Origin of the sequence: Duganella sp. Root1480D1, from assembly GCF_001427305.1 — a bacterium.
Classification (GTDB): Bacteria; Pseudomonadota; Gammaproteobacteria; order Burkholderiales; family Burkholderiaceae_D; genus Rugamonas.
The window spans coordinates 1-18,257 of the sequence record NZ_LMFZ01000026.1; the positions used below are offsets into that span (position 1 = coordinate 1).

General features: G+C 62.3%; 21 protein-coding genes. 9 read left to right on the forward strand and 12 right to left on the reverse strand.

From position 1 onward, the window contains the following. The 8 genes from ASD58_RS20590 to ASD58_RS20625 all read right to left on the reverse strand — a co-directional run. The coding region (locus tag ASD58_RS20590) for an L-threonylcarbamoyladenylate synthase (RefSeq protein ID WP_057263106.1) at nt 1–809 on the reverse strand (809 nt) is incomplete at its 3' end. Then, complete coding sequence (locus ASD58_RS20595) at nt 806–1,939, reverse strand: 5-(carboxyamino)imidazole ribonucleotide synthase (RefSeq protein ID WP_229210049.1); 1,134 nt, start codon at nt 1,937–1,939, stop codon at nt 806–808. The genes ASD58_RS20590 and ASD58_RS20595, both read right to left, overlap by 4 nt. 35 nt (nt 1,940–1,974) lie before the next feature. Then, nucleotides 1,975–2,469, reverse strand: coding sequence for a 5-(carboxyamino)imidazole ribonucleotide mutase (purE, locus tag ASD58_RS20600; RefSeq protein ID WP_057263108.1), 495 nt, complete (start codon nt 2,467–2,469; stop codon nt 1,975–1,977). A 3-nt stretch (nt 2,470–2,472) separates the two neighbouring features. Then, a complete protein-coding gene (locus ASD58_RS20605; protein WP_057263109.1) occupies nt 2,473–3,369 on the reverse strand; it encodes a phosphoribosylaminoimidazolesuccinocarboxamide synthase in 897 nt (298 codons plus the stop codon). 112 nt (nt 3,370–3,481) lie between these two features. Beyond that, on the reverse strand, nt 3,482–4,546 hold the full coding sequence (gene fba, locus ASD58_RS20610) for a class II fructose-bisphosphate aldolase (RefSeq protein ID WP_057263110.1): 1,065 nt from the start codon (nt 4,544–4,546) through the stop codon (nt 3,482–3,484). A gap of 40 nt (nt 4,547–4,586) precedes the next feature. Next, nucleotides 4,587–6,056 (reverse strand): pyruvate kinase, encoded by a 1,470-nt coding sequence (gene pyk, locus ASD58_RS20615; RefSeq protein ID WP_057263111.1) that lies wholly within the window; start codon nt 6,054–6,056, stop codon nt 4,587–4,589. Nucleotides 6,057–6,120: 64 nt separating this feature from the next. Beyond that, entirely contained in the window at nt 6,121–7,314 is a 1,194-nt protein-coding gene (locus ASD58_RS20620) for a phosphoglycerate kinase (protein WP_057263112.1), read from the reverse strand. Nucleotides 7,315–7,381: 67 nt separating this feature from the next. After that, the gene (locus tag ASD58_RS20625; RefSeq protein WP_057263113.1) at nt 7,382–8,251 is read right to left on the reverse strand and encodes a helix-turn-helix domain-containing protein; all 870 of its coding nucleotides are present in this window, start codon (nt 8,249–8,251) and stop codon (nt 7,382–7,384) included. 161 nt (nt 8,252–8,412) lie between these two features. On the opposite strand from ASD58_RS20625, the gene ASD58_RS20630 reads away from it, so the two are divergent. Beyond that, on the forward strand, nt 8,413–9,357 hold the full coding sequence (locus ASD58_RS20630; RefSeq protein ID WP_057263114.1) for an alpha/beta fold hydrolase: 945 nt from the start codon (nt 8,413–8,415) through the stop codon (nt 9,355–9,357). On the opposite strand, the gene ASD58_RS20635 is transcribed toward ASD58_RS20630, so the two are convergent. Next, complete coding sequence (locus ASD58_RS20635; RefSeq protein WP_057263115.1) at nt 9,354–9,722, reverse strand: VOC family protein; 369 nt, start codon at nt 9,720–9,722, stop codon at nt 9,354–9,356. The two genes, ASD58_RS20630 and ASD58_RS20635, sit on opposite strands and share 4 nt — an antisense overlap. Nucleotides 9,723–9,962: 240 nt before the next feature. Here ASD58_RS20635 and ASD58_RS20640 point away from each other — a divergent pair, with 240 nt between their 5' ends. After that, nucleotides 9,963–10,238 (forward strand): hypothetical protein, encoded by a 276-nt coding sequence (locus ASD58_RS20640; RefSeq protein ID WP_057263116.1) that lies wholly within the window; start codon nt 9,963–9,965, stop codon nt 10,236–10,238. Here ASD58_RS20640 and ASD58_RS20645 read toward each other — a convergent pair. Beyond that, nucleotides 10,235–10,564, reverse strand: coding sequence for an AzlD domain-containing protein (locus ASD58_RS20645; RefSeq protein ID WP_057263117.1), 330 nt, complete (start codon nt 10,562–10,564; stop codon nt 10,235–10,237). The two genes, ASD58_RS20640 and ASD58_RS20645, sit on opposite strands and share 4 nt — an antisense overlap. Next, nucleotides 10,557–11,294 carry an AzlC family ABC transporter permease gene (locus ASD58_RS20650; RefSeq protein WP_057263118.1) on the reverse strand — a complete coding sequence of 246 codons (738 nt, stop codon included), beginning with the start codon at nt 11,292–11,294 and terminating at the stop codon, nt 10,557–10,559. Before ASD58_RS20650 ends, ASD58_RS20645 begins: the two co-directional genes overlap by 8 nt. Before the next feature lie 98 nt (nt 11,295–11,392). Here ASD58_RS20650 and ASD58_RS20655 point away from each other — a divergent pair, with 98 nt between their 5' ends. Genes ASD58_RS20655 through ASD58_RS20670 form a run of 4 tightly spaced genes read left to right on the forward strand, consistent with a single transcriptional unit; the run spans nt 11,393 to nt 13,639 of the window. Continuing rightward, complete coding sequence (locus ASD58_RS20655) at nt 11,393–11,581, forward strand: zinc-finger domain-containing protein (RefSeq protein ID WP_057263119.1); 189 nt, start codon at nt 11,393–11,395, stop codon at nt 11,579–11,581. 20 nt (nt 11,582–11,601) lie between these two features. Then, entirely contained in the window at nt 11,602–12,024 is a 423-nt protein-coding gene (locus ASD58_RS20660; protein ID WP_057263120.1) for a nuclear transport factor 2 family protein, read from the forward strand. A 43-nt stretch (nt 12,025–12,067) separates the two neighbouring features. Beyond that, nucleotides 12,068–13,030, forward strand: a complete 963-nt coding sequence (locus ASD58_RS20665; protein ID WP_057263121.1) for a YheT family hydrolase — start codon at nt 12,068–12,070, stop codon at nt 13,028–13,030. A 3-nt stretch (nt 13,031–13,033) separates the two neighbouring features. After that, nucleotides 13,034–13,639: a DUF2946 family protein gene (locus ASD58_RS20670; RefSeq protein ID WP_057263122.1), complete on the forward strand. Its 606-nt coding sequence runs from the start codon at nt 13,034–13,036 to the stop codon at nt 13,637–13,639. Nucleotides 13,640–13,642: 3 nt separating this feature from the next. Here the strand turns inward: ASD58_RS20670 and ASD58_RS20675 are convergent, their stop codons facing one another. Continuing rightward, nucleotides 13,643–15,256 (reverse strand): M48 family metalloprotease, encoded by a 1,614-nt coding sequence (locus ASD58_RS20675; protein WP_082565570.1) that lies wholly within the window; start codon nt 15,254–15,256, stop codon nt 13,643–13,645. Between ASD58_RS20675 and moaC the strand changes: the two genes are divergently transcribed. From moaC to ASD58_RS20690, 3 genes are read left to right on the forward strand one after another with little or no spacing between them, the layout of a single operon-like run. Beyond that, complete coding sequence (moaC, locus tag ASD58_RS20680) at nt 15,236–15,712, forward strand: cyclic pyranopterin monophosphate synthase MoaC (protein WP_057263124.1); 477 nt, start codon at nt 15,236–15,238, stop codon at nt 15,710–15,712. The genes ASD58_RS20675 and moaC overlap by 21 nt on opposite strands. Continuing rightward, nucleotides 15,712–16,932 carry an AGE family epimerase/isomerase gene (locus ASD58_RS20685; protein WP_057263125.1) on the forward strand — a complete coding sequence of 407 codons (1,221 nt, stop codon included), beginning with the start codon at nt 15,712–15,714 and terminating at the stop codon, nt 16,930–16,932. Before moaC ends, ASD58_RS20685 begins: the two co-directional genes overlap by 1 nt. A 57-nt stretch (nt 16,933–16,989) precedes the next feature. Continuing rightward, nucleotides 16,990–17,685: a flagellar brake protein gene (locus tag ASD58_RS20690; protein WP_057263126.1), complete on the forward strand. Its 696-nt coding sequence runs from the start codon at nt 16,990–16,992 to the stop codon at nt 17,683–17,685. Nucleotides 17,686–18,257: the final 572 nt, after the last annotated feature.

Below are 18,257 nucleotides of genomic sequence, written 5' to 3' on the forward strand. Positions count from 1 at the left end.
GACAACGCAAACGGCGAGTAGTGGATCAGCGCGGCACACCGCCCACGCAGCTTGAGTTCCGCAAGGGTTTTTTCGATGTCGCCAGTCGGCAACAATGCTACTGGCGCCTTGGGCGCGTAATGCGATTCCAGCGTGCCGGACGCGCGCGGCGCAGCCAGGTCGGGCTGGCGCGGCATGGTGCCGATCACGCCGGCGATCTGCTGCGCGGTGATGTGGCCGGGGCGCAGCAACACCAGGCCATGGGTGGCCAGGCGCGACATGTCGAGGATGGTTGATTCGATGCCAACCTGGCTCGAGCCGCCATCGAGGATGGCCACCAGGCGCGGGTCGTCGCCGAATTCGTCGTGCACGTGCTGGGCGGTGGTCGGGCTGACGTTGCCGAACTTATTGGCTGACGGCGCAGCGATACCGCCCTTGCCTTCCTTGAATGCTTGCAGCAGCTGCATCGCCACCGGGTGCGATGGGCAGCGGATGCCGACCGTATCCTGGCCGCCGGACACGGCGTCGGGAATGTGGGCGTTGCGCTTCAGGATCAGCGTCAATGGGCCGGGCCAGAAGGCACGCACCAGGGCGCGCGCTTCATCGGGTACGTCGGTGGTCCAGTAATCGATGTTGGCACCGGGGGCGACGTGCACGATTACCGGATGGTCTTGCGGGCGGCCTTTGGCGGCGTAAATCTTTGCGACGGCGGCCGGATTCTCCGCATCCGCACCGAGGCCGTACACGGTCTCGGTGGGAAATGCGACCAGGTCGCCATTCGCCAGCGCGGCTGCCGCGCCGGCGATATCGCGGGATGCTGCGTCGGTCATGCTTCGATCCCGAGGATGGCGCAGGCGGCGTTGAGGTGCTGCTGCGCTTCCACCAGCGTCGGGGCGACGAAGGTCAAATGGCCCATCTTGCGGGCGCGGCGCGGTTCTTCCTTGCCGTACAGGTGCAGGTTGGCGCCTGGCAGGGCCAGTACCTTGTTCCACGCCGGTTCGCGCACATCGTCACCTTCGCCTTCGTACCAGATGTCGCCGAGGATGTTCAGCATGACGGCCGGCGAATGCTGGCGCACGTCGCCCAGCGGCAGGCCGGCCATGGCGCGCACCTGCTGTGCGAACTGGCTGGTGACGCAGGCGTCGATGGTGTAATGGCCGCTGTTATGCGGACGCGGCGCCATCTCGTTGACCACCAGTGAACCGTCGGCCAGCACGAAGAATTCGATGCACAGCACGCCCACGTAACCCAGCTCCGCCACGATGGCTTGCGCTGCGGCCTGCGCCTTGCGAGCGCAGTCGGCGGTGATGTTCGGGCCCGGCACGGTGGTGGTGAACAGGATGCCGTCGCGGTGGACGTTTTCAGCGATCGGGTACACGACCGAGGCGCCATCGGCGCCGCGTGCGGTCAGCACCGACACTTCATACGCCAGAGGCAGCATCTTCTCCAGCAGGCAGGTGACTTTGCCCATGCCGTCGAAGGCGGCACGCACGTCGTCGCGCGACTTCACGCGGACCTGGCCCTTGCCGTCGTAGCCCATGCGGACAGTCTTCAGAATGCCCGGCAGCAGGTCGTCGCTGATGGCGTCGATATCGGCGTCGGTGGCGATGACTTTATGCGGCGCAGGCATCACGCCCGACTTGGCGGCGCTGGCCACGAAGAAGCCCTTCTCCGCGATGCGGTCCTGCGCCACGGACACGCCGTGCGCATCCGGCGCCACGAAGACCGATTGCGCCAGGCGCGACAAGCTGTCGGCCGGCACGTTCTCGAACTCGGTGGTGACGGCGACGCATTGCGCGGCCAGTGCATCCAGGCCGGCAGCATCGCTGTAGTCGGCGTTGATCAGGCGATTGGCCGCCTGCCCCGCAGGACAATCGGCGGACGGCTCCAGCACGGCAACGCTGTAGCCCATGCTCTGCGCGGCGTGCGCGAACATGCGGCCAAGCTGGCCGCCGCCCATCACGCCCAGCCACGCCGGAGGGTTCTTCACATTACTCATACAGGCAAAACCATTGCTTTAGCGGCCGCGGTTTGGGATACGCGGAATTCTTCCAGTCTGGCAGCCAGCGCATCGTCGGTGGTGGCGATGATCGCCACTGCCGTCAGGCCCGCGTTGGCGGCGCCAGCCTCGCCGATGGCGAAAGTCGACACCGGTACGCCCTTCGGCATCTGCACGATGGACAGCAGCGAGTCTTCGCCGCGCAGGTACTTGGACGGCACAGGCACGCCCAGCACCGGCACGATGGTCATTGCAGCAACCATGCCTGGCAGGTGGGCCGCGCCGCCGGCGCCAGCGATGATGGCGCGCAGGCCGCGAGCGCGGGCGCTCTTGGCGTAGGCATACATCTCGTCCGGCATGCGGTGGGCGGAAATCACTTGCGCCTCATACGGCACGCCGAACTGCTTCAGCATGTCGACGGCGTTCTTCATCACGTCCCAGTCCGAAGACGAGCCCATGATGATGCCGACCAGTGGTTTGTTGTCGGACATGGCTTATACCTTCAGCTTTTCGCCGGTCAGGCGTTCGATGGCTTCGAAGTACTTGGCCTGGGTCTTTTCGATCACTTCCGCCGGCAGGGCTGGTGCCGGCGGGGTCTTTTGCCAGTCCGTCAGGGTTTCCAGGTAGTCGCGCACGAACTGCTTGTCGTAGGACGGCGGCGAGATGCCAGGACGGTAGGAGTCGGCTGGCCAGAAACGCGAGGAGTCGGCGGTCAGCACTTCGTCCATCAGGTGCAGGACGCCGTTGTCGTCCAGGCCGAATTCGAACTTGGTGTCGGCGATGATGATGCCCTTGGTCGCAGCGTAGTCGGCGGCGGTGGTGTACAGCTTGATCGCCACTTCGCGGATCTTGGCGGCCAGTTCGGCGCCGATTTTCTTTTCCATCTCTTCGAAAGAGATGTTTTCGTCGTGTTCGCCCAGGTCTGCCTTGGCAGCCGGGGTGAAGATTGGTTCTGGCAGCTTGTCAGCTTGCTGCAGGCCTTCCGGCAGCTTGATGCCGCAGATGGAACCGGTGGCCTGGTAGTCCTTCCAGCCGGAGCCGATGATGTAGCCGCGTACCACCGCTTCCACCAGGATTGGCTTCAGGCGCTTGGCCACAACGGCGCGGCCTTTTACCTGCTCCACTTCGTCTTGTGCCACGACCGATTCCGGGGTGACGCCGGTCAGGTGGTTAGGGACGATGTGGCCCAGTTTCTCGAACCAGAAGTCGGACATCTGGTTCAGGACCATGCCTTTACCAGGGATCGGCTCGTTCATCACGACGTCGAACGCGGACAGGCGGTCGGTGGTGACGATCAGGATCTTGTCGGTGCCGACGGCGTAGTTGTCGCGCACTTTACCGTGGCCCAGCAGGGGGAGGGATTTGATGGAGGATTTGTACAGGCTGTTCATGGCGGGGGTACTTTGAGATTTTAAAACCGGTAAACCGGCCGGATGGCCGTCCCGACGCGGCGGTGGTGAATCCAGTGTCCGACCCTGCGGGTCAGACACTGCACTGCCGGTTTTACTTGACGATCTGGGCCAGTTCGCCGGCCTTGTAACGTTCAGCCATCTTCTCCAGCGAGATAGGCTTGATCAGCGACGCGCGGCCTTCGCAACCGAACGCCAGGAAGCGTGCCTTCACCACTTCTTCAGCAGCAGCACGTGCTGGCTTCAGGAAGTCGCGTGGGTCGAACTTCGATGGGTTCTCGAACATGTACTTGCGCACGGCAGCGGTCATGGCCAGGCGGATATCGGTATCGATATTGATCTTGCGCACGCCGTGACGGATGCCTTCCTGGATTTCTTCCACTGGCACGCCATAGGTTTCCTTCATGTCACCGCCGAATTCGCGGATGATGGCCAGCAGTTCCTGCGGCACGGAGGAAGAACCGTGCATCACCAGGTGGGTGTTAGGAATGCGGGCGTGGATTTCCTTGATGCGGTCGATCGCCAGGATGTCGCCGGTTGGCTTGCGGGTGAACTTGTAGGCGCCGTGCGAGGTGCCGATCGCGATAGCCAGCGCGTCGCACTGGGTCTTCTGCACGAAGTCGGCAGCTTGCGCCACGTCGGTCAGCAGCTGTTCGCGGGTCATGGTGCCTTCCGCGCCGTGGCCGTCTTCCTTGTCGCCCTTCATGGTTTCCAGGGAGCCCAGCACGCCCAGTTCCGCTTCCACGGTCACGCCGATGGAGTGGGAGAACTTCACCACTTCCTTCGACACTTCGACGTTGTATTCATAGGAAGCAACGGACTTGCCGTCAGCCATCAGGGAACCGTCCATCATCACCGACGAGAAGCCGGATTTGATTGCAGCCATGCAGACTGCCGGCGACTGGCCGTGGTCCTGGTGCATGACGACTGGAATGTGCGGGTAGGCTTCGATCGCTGCGTCGATCAGGTGGCGCAGGAAGGCTTCGCCAGCGTACTTACGGGCGCCAGCGGAAGCCTGCATGATCACCGGCGCATTGACGGCGTCGGCAGCGGCCATGATGGCTTGCACTTGTTCCAGGTTGTTGACGTTGAATGCCGGGATGCCGTAGCCGTGTTCAGCGGCGTGGTCCAGCAGTTGGCGCATGGATACGAGGGACATGGTAGTACTCCAATAACAATAAAGAAATCGTTAGCGTTCGTTATCGAGCCGAATCGGCGCGGTGAGTGAACTCACCTACTTTCACGATACGCAAAGCGTTCGTGCCGCCCACCTTGCCCATCGGCGCACCCCAGGTAACCACAATCATATCGCCCTTCTGGGCAATACCCTGTTTTACCAGAAGGTCTTCCGCATTGCGCAACACGACGTCGGTCGGTGCGTCCTGCATCAGTTGGTGGGTGCAAACGTTACGGTACAAGGCCAGCTTGCGCTGGGTGACGGTGCTCGGCGTGAGCGCAATAATCGGGGTGTCGATGTTGTGGCGGCTCATCCACAGCGCGGTGGAGCCGGATTCGGTCAGGGCCACAATCGCCTTCACGCGCAGGTGATGCGCGGTGAACAGGGCGCCATAGGCGATCGACTGGTCGATGCGGGTGAAGCGGGCGTTCAGGAAGTCCGCATCGAGCTTGTTGTATTCGGATTGCTCGGCTTCGGTACAGATGGCCGCCATCATTTCCACAGTTTCCACTGGGTACTTACCGGACGCGGTTTCAGCCGAGGTCATCACGGCATCGGTACCGTCCAGCACGGCGTTGGCCACGTCCGACACTTCCGCGCGGGTCGGCACAGCGTTGAAGATCATCGACTCCATCATCTGGGTCGCGGTGATCGCAATCTTGTTCGACTCGCGCGCCATGCGGATCATGCGCTTCTGCAGCGCAGGCACGGCAGCATTGCCTACCTCGACAGCCAGGTCGCCGCGGGCCACCATGATGCCGTCGGAAGCGTTCAGGATTTCCTGCAGCGCAGGAATCGCCTCAGCACGCTCGATCTTGGCGATCATCATCGGCTTGAAGCCGAATGGCTCGCCGGCGATGTTGGCCAGCTGGCGCGCCATTTCCATATCGGTGGCGTTTTTCGGGAAGGAAATCGCCAGGTAATCGGCCTGGAACGACATCGCAGTCTTGATGTCTTCCATATCCTTGGCGGTTAGCGCCGGCGCGGTCAAGCCGCCGCCCTGGCGGTTGATGCCCTTGTTGTTGGACAGCTCGCCGCCGATCTTCACGGTGGTGTAGATCTCGCTGCCGACGATCTTGTCTACGGTCAGCACGATCAGGCCATCGTTCAGCAGCAGCACGTCGGCCGGCTTCACATCGGTTGGCAGGCTCTTATAGTCCAGGCCAACGCGCTCCTGGTTGCCCAGTTCGCCGTTCTCGCCCCACTTGGCGTCGAGGACGAACTTGTCGCCCTTGGCCAGTTCGATCTTGTTGTTCTCGAACTTGCCGATACGGATCTTCGGACCTTGCATGTCGGCCATGATCGCCACTTCCTTGCCGCATTCCGCAGCCGCCTTTCGCACCAGGGCCGCGCGATCGATATGATCCTGCGCCTTGCCGTGGGAGAAATTCAGGCGGACCACGTCGACGCCAGCCTTGATCATCTGGATCAGGATGCTGAGGTCGGTCGATGCTGGGCCGATAGTTGCGACGATCTTGGTACCACGTGCCATGAAGGTTTCCTTCGTGTGAGCTTAAAAAAGTTCAAAAGGCGCCTTGCGGGCGCCTTTTACCGTGTTACTGGGCGCGTTGCGCCAGGATTTCCACTGCCGGCAGGGTCTTCCCTTCCAGGAATTCCAGGAAGGCGCCGCCGCCGGTGGAGATATAGCCGATCTTGTCGGTGATTTGGTACTTGGCGATTGCAGCCAGGGTGTCGCCACCGCCGGCGATCGAGAAGCCCTTGGAATTGGCGATCGCCAAGGCCAGGGTCTTGGTGCCTTCGCCGAACTGGTCGAACTCGAACACACCGACCGGGCCGTTCCAGACGATGGTACCGGCTTCGGCGATCTGGACAGACAGCTTGGCGGAGGTTTTAGGACCGATGTCCAGGATCATGTCATCGTCGGCCACGTCAGCTACCGCCTTTACGGTCGCGGCAGCGGTAGGCGAAAATTCTTTCGCGCACACCACGTCTTCCGGAATCGGCACAGTGGCGCCGCGGGCAGCCATGATGTCGATGATGGCCTTGGCTTCAGCGACGAGGTCGGCTTCCGCCAGCGACTTGCCGATCTTCAAGCCGGCAGCCAGCATGAAGGTGTTGGCGATGCCGCCGCCGACGATCAGGTTATCCACCTTGTCGGCCAGCGATTTCAGGATCGACAGCTTGGTCGAGACTTTCGAGCCAGCCACGATAGCCAGCAGCGGACGCGCAGGCGCGCCCAGGGCCTTGCCCAGCGCATCCAGCTCGGCAGCCAGCAACGGGCCGGCGCAAGCGATCGACGCGAACTTGGCGATGCCGTGGGTAGTGGCTTCGGCGCGGTGCGCGGTGCCGAAAGCATCGTTCACGTACACGTCGCACAGCTTGGCCATTTTCTGGGCCAGCTCATCGGAATTCTTCTTCTCGCCCTTGTTGACGCGGCAGTTTTCCAGCAGCACCACCTGGCCGGCAGCGACTTCCACACCACCGACCCAGTCCTGTTTCAGTTCAACCGGCTGGCCCAGCAGCTCGGACATGCGCTTGGCGATTGGCGCCAGGCTGTCTTCCGGCTTGAACTCGCCTTCGGTTGGACGGCCCAGGTGGGAGGTAACCATGACCTTGGCGCCAGCGCCCAGGGCCGCCTTAATCGCCGGAATCGAAGCACGAATGCGCGTATCTTCGGTGATATTGCCCGCATCATCCTGCGGCACGTTCAGATCTGCACGGATAAAGACGCGCTTGCCCTGCAGCGCATCCTGCGCTACGAGGTCTTCCAGGCGGTTGAATTTCAGCATGGTTACTCAGGGGTCACAGTTGGAAAGAGCGCTATTTTACCTTAAGCCGAATTCGGGGTCAGGTCTGTCATTCGGACACCAAAGCCGCACTTTTGATCTTCCTCAAACCGTCCTCACGCAATTGTGCAGGTGTCTGGCCCGTGACCTGGCGAACGCTGCGGGCCATATGGCTTGGATGCGAAAAACCGGCTTCCAGCGCGATTTCGGTATTGGTCAGCTTGCCGGCCTGCAGGAGCTGGCGGGCGCGCTCGACGCGGCGGGCCAGCACGAAACGGTGCACCGGCATTCCGGCCGCCTGCCGGAACAGTTCCTTGAAATGGGACACGCTGAAGCCAGCCACAGCGGCCAATTCTGCCAGCGACAGGTCCTGGTCGAGGTTGGCCTCGACATAGTCTTGAACTGCACGAAGCTGCCAGGCCGGCAAGGCGCGGGCGGACGCTGCGGCAGGCCGTCGGGAGGCCAGCGTTTGCAGCGCCAGCAAGCGGGCAGACAAGGCGCTGGCCAAGCTGTCCGCGAAGATACGGCCGCCTGGATGGCCGTCCTGCTCTTCCGCCTGCATCATCCAGCCGATACGCTCGACCTGCGGGTCGCGTATGTGGATGGCGGGTGCCAGCTCGGCGCCAAGCCGCATGTGCTCGGCAGTATCCAGCATCAGGGATGGATTCAAGCGCAGCAGCAAAGAGGTGGCAGGCGCCGTCAACGTCCAGCGTGTGCTGGAGCCAGCCGGGACCACGCAGAACTGGCCATGCAGCCGAGTCCCCTGCCGCTCGTACCTGCCAGCGCGATAGCTGACCGGCACCGGCGAGCCCAGGTGCAGGCACAACACATGGCGCCCATCAACCGGCGAGTCGAAGCGGCCATGCGGTACGGGCGAGGTCAGGACATCCAGCAGCGGTACCTCGTCCCGCACTGGGTAACACGAAGGTCTGATCGTCATTGCGTCCTCTCACGCAGGAAATGGGAGAGTGCGCCATTTCTGGCGCCGGTGCAATAAGAAATCAGCCGTTTATGCTCGCCAGCGGCCGATTATGCGCGCAACCCTCCGTCCCCAGCCGATAGCATCGATTCCACCAACCAGCTACCGCATGGAGACCCCAATTGAAACGCCGTGACTTCCTTTCCCTGGCTGGCGCCGCCCTCGCCGCAAGCGCCGTACCGCCACTATCCATCGCCGCCGCCGCAACCGAGGCCGCAAGATTCCGCGCCGCGCGCCGCTTCGCAGAACTGCCGTTCGGCCGCATCGCCTACGCCGAACGTGGCGCAGGCCTAAAGGCAGCCCTGTTCCTGCACGGCGCCCCGCTGAACAGCTTCCAATGGCGCGGCGCGCTCGACCGCCTGTCGTCCCACCGCCGCTGCATTGCGCCCGACTTCATGGGCCTCGGATACTCGGAGATACCCGCCGGCCAATCGCTGGCAGCATCCGCCCAGGCCGACATGCTGGCCGCCCTGCTCGACAAGCTCGGTGCCGGCACGGTCGACATCGTCGCCAGCGACAGCGGTGGCGCAGTCGCCCAGCTTTTCCTGCTGCGCTACCCGCAACGCGTGAACAGCCTGATGCTGACCAACTGCGACATCGAGCCCCACAGCCCGCCGGCCGAAATCGCACCGGTACTGGAAATGGCCCGCAACGGCACCCTGGCCGACGACACCGCCAAATGGTTGACCGACAAAGCACTCGCTCGTTCCACGTTTGGCGCCGCGGTCTTCCACAACCCCGCCCAACTGACCGACGAAATCATCGAGTACTACGCAGCACCGCTGGTGAGTTCACCGCTGCGGCGCGCGCAGTACCACGCGTTCCACAACGCCCTGTCGCCGAATCCGCTGGCCGGGATCGAATCCCAACTGCGGCGCAGTTCAGTGCCCGTGAAAATGGTGTGGGGCGCCAGCGATACCATCTTCACACTGGCCGACGCGCGCTACCTCGACCAGCTCTTCCCGGGCTCGCAAGGTATCCGCGCCATCCCGGAGGGCAAGCTGTTCTTCCAGGAAGAATTCCCCGACATCATTGCGGAAGAAGCCCGCAAGCTGTGGAAGGTTTAGTAGCGGATTTCCAGGTTGTGCCCATCCGGATCTTCGAAGTAGCAAGCCAGCGCCAGCCCACGTGCGCCATACTGTGACTGCGGCTGGCCGCTGGTGCGGTCCATATGGTTGCCACCGAACGGAATGCGGCGCTCGCGCAACTGCGCCAACACGCGCTCGAAATGTTCAGGATCAACGCGGAAGGCCAAATGCAGATGCATGGTTGGCGGCTCCGCCAGCAAGTCCAGCGTGAAGCCCTCGCTGACGCGCACGACCTCGAACGGCCCTGCCCTGCCCTCGTGCTTAAAGCCAAGCACTTCCTCATAAAAACGGATTGATGCCGCCGGGTCGCCCACCCGCAAGATCATGTGGTCCAGTTCCGCCATCGCGCCTCCCAACAGTGTTATCGGAATTTCCAGGAATCCGTAGAATACATTGCCTATTGAATAACAGGAGGTGAATTTGGATCAACGCATCATCCCAGGCCTGCGCGCGGACAACTGGACGCTCGGCATGAGCGAAGACGATATCCGGGCTTTTTTGATTACAAGCCGAAGCGCGAGCGTACATGCCTGAAATACCAGCAGGTGAATTTTATTTTAGGAAAGCAGCAAGAACTGCTCTTCATGCACCTGCACAGCGACTACGACGGCACCTTCCGCGGCATCGGCATCGGTTCGAGCCTGGCCGACGTCCAGGCCGAGCTTGGCCGCCCCCATTTCAGTTGGGACGGTGTATTTTGCGTTGAAGGCTTTCCGGGCATTTCATTCATGCTTTCCTCACGCAAGAACAGCGGCTTTTACGGCCTGGAAGACGAAGAACCCGAAGATCGCGAACACTTGTATGGGTATGCGCTGAAAGACCTCATCATCGAGCGCATCGTCATCTCATCAAAGGACTAAGCAAGCAGCAAGCGCAAGGCAGTAAAGCACGCCATGCCGAACACAATGGTCTCCAGCATGTTGCGGCGAGCGAGGTAGTAGGCGACGGCGGCGGCGCCCGCCAGCAGCTTGTAATTATGGAAGCTGAATTCGACCGTCCCCTGCGGGTCGAGCAGCAGGTCGGGGCCGATGATGGCAGCCAGGGCGCAGGAAGGCGCATAGCGCAGCATTTCCTGCACGCGGGTCGGAATCGAGACGTGCTCGCCAATCACCCAGAACGAGGAGCGCGTAATGGCGGTGGCGCAGGTAAGGGCGGCAATCGTCAGCCAGATTTCGAGATCAGACACTGGCAGCCTTTCGTCGTTCGATCATTCCTTCCACCACCATGGCGCTTGCCATGCCAACCAGCACGGCAGCCAGCAGGCCAAGCTTGTACGGGAAGCCATGTGCGAGCACGGCGGTCACGGCCGCCACCAGCGCGCCGCACAGCGCCGGACGGGTAGCCACCATCGGCACGGTGATGCAGATAATCGCCAGTGTGCCGGCAAAGCCCAGGCCCCATTCGGCCGGCACTGCGCTGCCAAGGAAGATGCCGGCGATGGAGCCGGACTGCCATGCCAAGAAATTCGGATACAGCAGGCCGCGCAGGTAAGACACCTTGCCCAACGCAGGCTTTTCGGTCGGATAGCGCTGCAGGAACATGGCAGTCGTCATGTCACCGGCGCCGAAGCCAAGCAGGAAACGGCGCCACAGCGGCAGCTTGGCAAAGTGCGGCGCCAGCAAGGCGGCAAAGATCACAAAACGGAGATTGACCACCACCGCAGTCAGGAAGATTACCCAGATCGGCGCGGCAGCGGCAATCAGGGGCAGCGAAGCGAGTTGCGCGGAACCGGCAAACACCAGCAAGGTCATGCCCAGCGCCTGCGCCACGGTCAATCCGGACTTGACCATGGCCACGCCCACCACCAGCCCCCAGGCAGCGATGCCAAACAGGGTTGGGGTGCCGTCGTTCAGCCCGGCGCGCCAGGATGGCTCGTGGTGGGCAGCGACGTCGGGCAGGCTATCTGGAGAACTCATTTGCAACCGCATAGGAAAGCCGACATTCTACCGACGAATGCTTTTCGCCGCCGGGATGCATTAAAATCTTGGTTTTTGATCTCGCGGAGTGTTATAAAATGAGCAACGCCACCCAGCCAGTAGAACTCGATGGTAAAGACCTGCCGGCCTACTGCCCGAATCCAGCCATGCCGCTGTGGTCTTCGCACCCGCGCGTGTTCCTGGACTTCAAGCATGGCGAAGCGAAATGCCCATACTGCGGCACCCAGTACAAGCTGAAGCCAGGCGCCGACGCCGGCCACCATTAATCACCGATCCCGGAGCCCGGATGGCAGCGCGTAAACACCAGAATGGCAGTGCGGCGGAAGTCGAAGCCGCCTTTTACGATGCCTTGAACCGGGCCGACCTGGAAGCCCTGATGGCCCTGTGGGCGGACGACGAGGAAATCGTCTGCGTCCATCCCGGCGGCCCGCGCCTGATCGGGCACCGCGCCATCCGCGATTCCTGGAGTGCACTTTTGGAACATGGCGGGTTGCAAATTCGCCCATCCCAACTGCATGAAACACACAACCTGATGAGTTCGGTGCATACTGTGATCGAGGGCGTCACAGCGGCAAGCGGCGAGCCGGCCCACCTGATTTCGACCAATGTGTACGTTAAGACACCGAAGGGTTGGCGCATTGTGTTGCATCATGTGTCTGTAGCGCCGGGACCTGTTCCCGTCGATCCGCGCGCTCAAATACTGCACTAAAAAAAAGGGGGACCAGGCCCGCTGGGCCGATCCCAGCCGCGCCATGAACTACATCGCCCCATTCTGGCTGCCCAGCGGCCATTTGCAGACCATCTATCCGGCTACCTGCATAGCCAAGCCCGACGTCCGTTACCGCCGTGAGCGGTGGCATACCCCGGACGCGGATTTCATCGATGTCGATTTCGTCGACGGCCAACCAGGCAAGCCTTTCGTGGTGCTTTTCCACGGGCTGGAAGGTTCGTCCGACAGCCACTACTCGCGCGCCCTGATGGCGGAAATCACGCGCCGCGGCTGGTCCGGCGCCGTGCCGCATTTCCGCGGCTGCTCGGGCGAGCCGAATCTGGCGCCGCGCTTCTACCATTCCGGCGACTCCGGTGAACTGGACTGGATCATCCGCCGCCTGCACCCGCATGCCAGCGGCAAGTTCTACGCATGCGGCGTTTCGCTCGGCGGCAACGTGCTGCTGCGCTGGCTGGGCGAATCGCAGCACCAGGCCGAGTTTGTCGACGCGGCTTGCGCCGTGTCCGCGCCGCTCGACCTGGCGCAGGGCGGCAACGCCTTGTCGCGTGGCCTGAGCCGCCTGTACACGCGCATGTTCCTGCAAACGCTGAAGCCGAAATGCGTCGCCAAGCTGCAGCAATTCCCCGGCCTGTTCGACCTCGATGTGCTGATGGCGGCGCAGGACTTGCACGCCTTCGACAATGTGGTGACCGCGCCGCTGCACGGCTACCGCGATGCCGACGATTATTGGGACCGTGCCAGCGCCAAGCACGTGCTGACCGACATCACGGTGCCAACCCTGGTGCTGAATGCGAAAAACGATCCCTTCATGCCGGGCGAATACCTGCCGCGCAAGGCCTCGCGCCGGGTGGTGCTGGACTATCCGGAACAGGGCGGGCATGTAGGCTTTGCCACCGGCCGCCTGCCGGGCAGCCTGGATTGGCTGCCGCTGCGCATGTTGAACTTCCTGACCGCCATCGAAACCACCGAGATGGCCGAGGCTTGAGCGATGGATGAAATAGTCAAACAGGCGATGGCCAAGTGGCCCAATGTGCCGCATTGCTACGGCTGGCTGGCGCTCGATGCGCGCGGCAACTGGCGTATGCGCGACGAACGCGCGCAGCATTTCAACGAAGCAGGCGACAAGCTGACCAACCCGGCGCTGGTCGGCTTCATCACGCGCAATTACCAGAGCGATGAGCAGGGCCGCTGGTATTTCCAGAACGGCCCGCAGCGCGTGTACCTGAACCTTGAGACCACCCCTTTCATTGCGCGCACCGATCCGGTCCACGGCTTTGTGCTGCATACCGGCGCGCCGCTGGGCGAAATCGATGCGGCCTGGCTGACCGAGGCCGGCGAACTGTTGCTGCGCAGCGGTGACGTGCTGGCCCAACTCGACGACCGCGACTTCGCGCAGGTGCTGCCGCAGCTGGAACTGAATGGCCGCCCGGTGGGCGACAATGCCCTGCTGGCATGGCTGGATGTCGCGGCCAGCGATCCAGCCAGCCTGTCGCCCCTGACCTTGCGCGTCGGCGAACGCGCCGTGCCACTGGCAGCCATCGCGCGCGACAGCGTGCCGCAAGCGTTCAGCTTCGAACGCCTGCCGCAACCCTGACCATTATTCCTTGTCCTTCTTCTTATCGCCCAGCATCTCCTTACGCTTGGCCTGCAGCTCGCGCTCGCGGGCATCGATTACCGACTGGTCATAATACGTCGCATCGGGTGCCTTGCGGGCCAGTGCCAGCTGGTCCAGTGCCGCCAGCACGCCGCCCAGCAGCACGTAGGATTCCGCCAGGGAGATATGCTGCAGGGCGATCTTGCCCTGCTTGGCGTAGGCCTGCGCCATGTAGTCATGCAGTTCCGGCTCACGGCGGTACATCTGTAACTGGTCGCGCAGGAAGCGCGTGGCCTCCTCGTATTTGCCGCCCTTGATCAGGGCATCGGCGTACTGCCACACCAGGCCGCGCGACAGCGGGTAACGGCCCTGCGCCTGCCTGGCCTCCTCGATGGCGGCCGCGATCACTTGCGGCTTGTCCTCCTGCGCCAGCTTGATCTCCAGCGACATGTAAGCCAATGCGGAATCCGTGGTGCCGCGCGGGATCGGGGTGGTGAACGCGCCCGCAACTGGCGGCTTGTCGATGGTGGCGCGCGCCTTGTCCAGCCATTCCTGCGCGGCGGCGAACTCGGAGCGCTTGAGCGACACCATGGCCATGCCATACTGGCCTGCGGCCACATTCTGCCGGCCCGGCTGCTGGATCTGGTTCTTGAACACGGCTTCCGTTTCGGACAGGCCCTTGCTGCTCTCGTCCTGCAGCACGCGGGCTCGGGCGCGGATCAGGTGGAAGTCCATGCCGTCCACGCGCTGGCTGAACTTCTGCTCGCGAATGCGGGCCTGGATATCGGCGATACGCTCGGTGGTCAGCGGGTGGGTCATCAACCAGGGCGGCATCAGGTCGCTGTACATGCGCGTGCTGTTCTGCATGCGCTGGAAGAACGACACCATGCCACTGGCGTCATACCCGGCCGCATTCATGATCTGGAAGCCGACGCGGTCCGCCTCACGCTCCGCATCGCGGCCGAAATTCAGTTGGCGCTGGATCGCCAGGCCCTGCCCGCCCATGAATACGCCAATCGCCGCGTCTGAACTGGACTTGGCGGCCAGTGCAGCCAGCAACATCGCCGCCAGCGGGATCAGGGCATCGTTCTTCTGCGCCCCAAGCTGTCGCGCAATATGGCGCTGTGCCACGTGGCCGATTTCGTGCGACAGTACCGAAGCGAGCTCGGATTCATTCTGCGCCGCCAGCAGCAATTGCGAGTGCACGCCGATATAGCCGCCCGGCATGGCGAAAGCGTTCAGGTTCTTGTCGCGGATCGCGAAGAAATAGTAATCGAGGTTGGCGTCGCCGCGCGCGCCCGGCCGTGCATCCACCAGCTTGGTGCCGAAGTTGTTCAGGTATTCGATGATCGGCGGATCATCCAGGTAGTCGCGCTCGAAGCGCAGGCTTTGCATGATTTCTTCGCCCAGGCGCTTTTCCATCACCGGCGACATGTCCTCGCGTGACGCATCGCCCAGCGTCGGCAATTCAGCCTGCTGCGCCTGCCCTGCCGGAGCGGCAATCAGCAGGCCGGAAACCAGTGCCGCCAGCAAGGGGCGGCGAAAATGTAGTGCATTCACAGTGCTATCATACCCGTTCAACAAGAGAGCTACGCGATGACCGAACACCTTACTCATTTTGACGCTGCCGGCCAGGCCCATATGGTCGACGTCGGCGCCAAGGCCGAAACCCACCGCATTGCCGTTGCCACCGGCAGTATCCGCATGAAGCCGGAAACGTTGGCGCTCATTCTATCGGGAACCGCCAAGAAAGGGGACGTACTTGGCATTGCACGCATTGCCGCCATCATGGCGTCCAAGCGCACGGCCGACCTGGTGCCCCTGTGCCATCCTTTGGCCCTGACCCGCGTCGCAGTGGACTTTACCACCGATGAACCAGGCAACACCGTCCATTGCCGCGCCCAGGTGGAAACCTACGGCAAAACCGGCGTGGAAATGGAAGCGCTGACGGCCGTGCAGGTCGGCCTGCTGACCGTGTACGACATGTGCAAGGCCGTCGACCGCGGCATGGTGATGACCGATATCCGCGTCACCGAAAAAGCGGGCGGCAAGTCCGGGGACTGGAAAGCCTGATGCTGCGCCGCGCGGCCGTCGCATCGTTACTGGCACTGCTCGCAGCGTGCGACAGCGATAACGGCGGACGCGGCGCGATAGCCGATGTGGCGAATGCCGAGTGGCACCGCAAAGACCTCAACGCACATTTGTCGCGCTGGCTGGCAGTAGCGCCGACGCCTTCCGGCTTGCTGCAGGCCCAATTCGATCGCAACTGGCAGCCAGCCGGCAAGACCACCGGCGACCTGACCAGCCATTGCCACCTGGTCTACGCCATGATGATCGGCTACGAGGCGACCGGCGACGCGCGCTACCTGGAGGCGGGAAAACGCGGCGCAGACTTCCTGCTCGCTGCCTTCCACGATCCGCTGCACGGCGGTTTTTTCCAGGGCGTCGATGCGCAGGGAAAGCCGGTCAACACCGGCAAGAACAGCTACGGCCATGCATTTGCCTTGTTCGCGCTTTCGCATGCGGCGCGCGTGACGGGTGAAGCGAAATACAAGGAAGCGGCGCTGGCGGCGTGGCAGGACATCCGCCGCAACCTGCGCGAGGCGGGCGGCGGCTTACGCGGCGTGGTGCCGCGAGATTTCGCCTCGGCGCCGGAGAAATATCACACGCAGAATCCCGTCATGCATATGTTCGAGGCCCTGCTGGCCCTGATCGATGCGACCGGCGATCAGCAAGTAGTGGCAGACACGCGCGCTCTGGGCGACTTTGTACTGAACCAGCTCATGGTCGGCCTGCCCGACGGCGGCGCATACATTCCGGAGTGGTATGACGCGCAGTGGAAGCCGCTGACGAACGACGACGCTTATACCGATCTTGGCCACCAGTTCGAATGGAGCCACTTGCTGCGCAGCGCGGAAAAGCGCGGCCTGCCGCCGCTGTATGCCGACGTGGCGGACCGCCTGCTGAAGTTTGCAGTGGCGAACGGCTACGACGAACAGGATGGCGGCATTTTCAACCGCATCTACCCTAGCGGCCAGGTCGACCGCAACAAATACTGGTGGCAGCAGGCAGAAGGCATGAAGGCCTTCCTGGCCGTGGCGCAGCGGCCCGACATGGCACGGCGCTACCAGGAAACGCTGGAACTGGTGGACAAGGAAATCCTCGACCGCGACAACGGCGGCTGGCGTTTCGGCGCCAAGGAAACCTGCTCGCGCGCCCCTTGCAGCAAGATCCAGCCCGACCCGTACCACCTGGTTGGCCTGGACTGGATGGCCCTATCGACAAAGCAATAATTGATGCGCGGCCTTATTGTACAATGGGCAATTGCTCATAAATAGACAATAACGACGATGGCGAGCGAAAACAAATTGCAGGAATATGCGTTTGAACAGATGAACCTGCAGGTTGGCGGGCGCATCCAGTTGATCACCCATCGCACGCTGCGGCCCATGCAGCATTTCTCCACTGTGATCGGCTGGGTCCGTGACGATTACATGATCGTCAAGATCCCGCTGGAGAACAACGGGCCGATCGCCATTACCGAAGGCGACAAGCTGACGGTGCGGGTATTCTCGGGCGTGAACGTCTGCTCATTCTCCACCGTCGTGCAGCGTGTCTTCCTGCGGCCGCTGATGTATGCCCATGTGGCTTTCCCCAGCGAGATCCAGGGCACCAGCCTTCGTGCCGCCATGCGGGTGAAGGTCGAGATTCCGGCCAAGATGTCGCGCGACGATGGGAGCCATGCTTCCGTCTTCCTGGTGAACCTGAGCGTTTCCGGCGCGCTGATTGAATCAGCCCAGCCTTTGAGCCGCGAAGGCGAAACAGTGCAACTGGACTTTACCCTGCTCGCGCCGCCTGATGACAGGCAAGTGCGCATCAATACCTCGGCGCTGGTACGCAATGCTACGGTGGTACAGTCGCAGAAGGATGGGCGGGATGTGTTCAGCTATGGCGTGCAATTCACCGGCCTGGACCCGGCGCATTTCACCTTGCTGCAAAACCTGACTTACGAGGCCATGCTGGCCGACCGGCAGAAAATCGTTTGACGTAATAGCAATGAACAACGCGTAGTGGGACGCCAGGCTGACGCTTTAGCCCCTCCGCACTGTTACATTTGGAGGATTTTCGAAATCCAAAATTAGTTAATATGCGGCAACTTGCCAAATGTTAACTAATGAAGGATTCTCGAAATTGAACTCCTCGTACTCGATCCCCCTTCTCCTGGCAGTGTCGCTAGCGACGGCCGGAAGTTCCGCTTACGCACAAGATACCTTTACGTATTCAGTCGGATCGAAATCCGGCACAGCGAGCTCGATGGCCGAAGCGATGCAGGCCATCCAGGCCGCTTCAGGTAGTGCCTCGGCCAGCTTCAAGCTGGTGGGGACCACACTTGGAGACAACTCGATTACATACAGCTATGCGTCTACGCCAGTCAAATACGCATTCTGGAACGTCTCGCATTTCAACTGCGAAGACTACGATTACAGTAATGCTCCTGGCGATTCAGTGGGTGCCCCCCGTGTCAGACTACTTGTCGGGTAATTCAATCGCTTTGATTGGAACCTGGCCAAGGGCCTGGCGCGTCGCGAAATGCAGTTGTCGCCTCGGAATCGACATC

What these genes read in the sequence shown, in the direction of transcription:
- ASD58_RS20625 (WP_057263113.1), bottom strand. Translation starts at nt 8,251, where the DNA reads ATGACGATCAGACCTTCGTGTTACCCAGTGCGGGACGAGGTACCGCTG.
- moaC (WP_057263124.1), top strand. Translation starts at nt 15,236, where the DNA reads ATGACCGAACACCTTACTCATTTTGACGCTGCCGGCCAGGCCCATATG.
- ASD58_RS20640 (WP_057263116.1), top strand. Translation starts at nt 9,963, where the DNA reads ATGCACCTGCACAGCGACTACGACGGCACCTTCCGCGGCATCGGCATC.
- ASD58_RS20620 (WP_057263112.1), bottom strand. Translation starts at nt 7,314, where the DNA reads ATGCTGAAATTCAACCGCCTGGAAGACCTCGTAGCGCAGGATGCGCTG.
- ASD58_RS20685 (WP_057263125.1), top strand. Translation starts at nt 15,712, where the DNA reads ATGCTGCGCCGCGCGGCCGTCGCATCGTTACTGGCACTGCTCGCAGCG.
- ASD58_RS20690 (WP_057263126.1), top strand. Translation starts at nt 16,990, where the DNA reads ATGGCGAGCGAAAACAAATTGCAGGAATATGCGTTTGAACAGATGAAC.
- ASD58_RS20650 (WP_057263118.1), bottom strand. Translation starts at nt 11,294, where the DNA reads ATGAGTTCTCCAGATAGCCTGCCCGACGTCGCTGCCCACCACGAGCCA.
- fba (WP_057263110.1), bottom strand. Translation starts at nt 4,546, where the DNA reads ATGTCCCTCGTATCCATGCGCCAACTGCTGGACCACGCCGCTGAACAC.
- ASD58_RS20655 (WP_057263119.1), top strand. Translation starts at nt 11,393, where the DNA reads ATGAGCAACGCCACCCAGCCAGTAGAACTCGATGGTAAAGACCTGCCG.
- ASD58_RS20595 (WP_229210049.1), bottom strand. Translation starts at nt 1,939, where the DNA reads ATGGGCGGCGGCCAGCTTGGCCGCATGTTCGCGCACGCCGCGCAGAGC.
- purE (WP_057263108.1), bottom strand. Translation starts at nt 2,469, where the DNA reads ATGTCCGACAACAAACCACTGGTCGGCATCATCATGGGCTCGTCTTCG.
- ASD58_RS20665 (WP_057263121.1), top strand. Translation starts at nt 12,068, where the DNA reads ATGAACTACATCGCCCCATTCTGGCTGCCCAGCGGCCATTTGCAGACC.
- ASD58_RS20670 (WP_057263122.1), top strand. Translation starts at nt 13,034, where the DNA reads ATGGATGAAATAGTCAAACAGGCGATGGCCAAGTGGCCCAATGTGCCG.
- ASD58_RS20605 (WP_057263109.1), bottom strand. Translation starts at nt 3,369, where the DNA reads ATGAACAGCCTGTACAAATCCTCCATCAAATCCCTCCCCCTGCTGGGC.
- ASD58_RS20675 (WP_082565570.1), bottom strand. Translation starts at nt 15,256, where the DNA reads ATGAGTAAGGTGTTCGGTCATCGCGTAGCTCTCTTGTTGAACGGGTAT.
- pyk (WP_057263111.1), bottom strand. Translation starts at nt 6,056, where the DNA reads ATGGCACGTGGTACCAAGATCGTCGCAACTATCGGCCCAGCATCGACC.
- ASD58_RS20635 (WP_057263115.1), bottom strand. Translation starts at nt 9,722, where the DNA reads ATGGCGGAACTGGACCACATGATCTTGCGGGTGGGCGACCCGGCGGCA.
- ASD58_RS20660 (WP_057263120.1), top strand. Translation starts at nt 11,602, where the DNA reads ATGGCAGCGCGTAAACACCAGAATGGCAGTGCGGCGGAAGTCGAAGCC.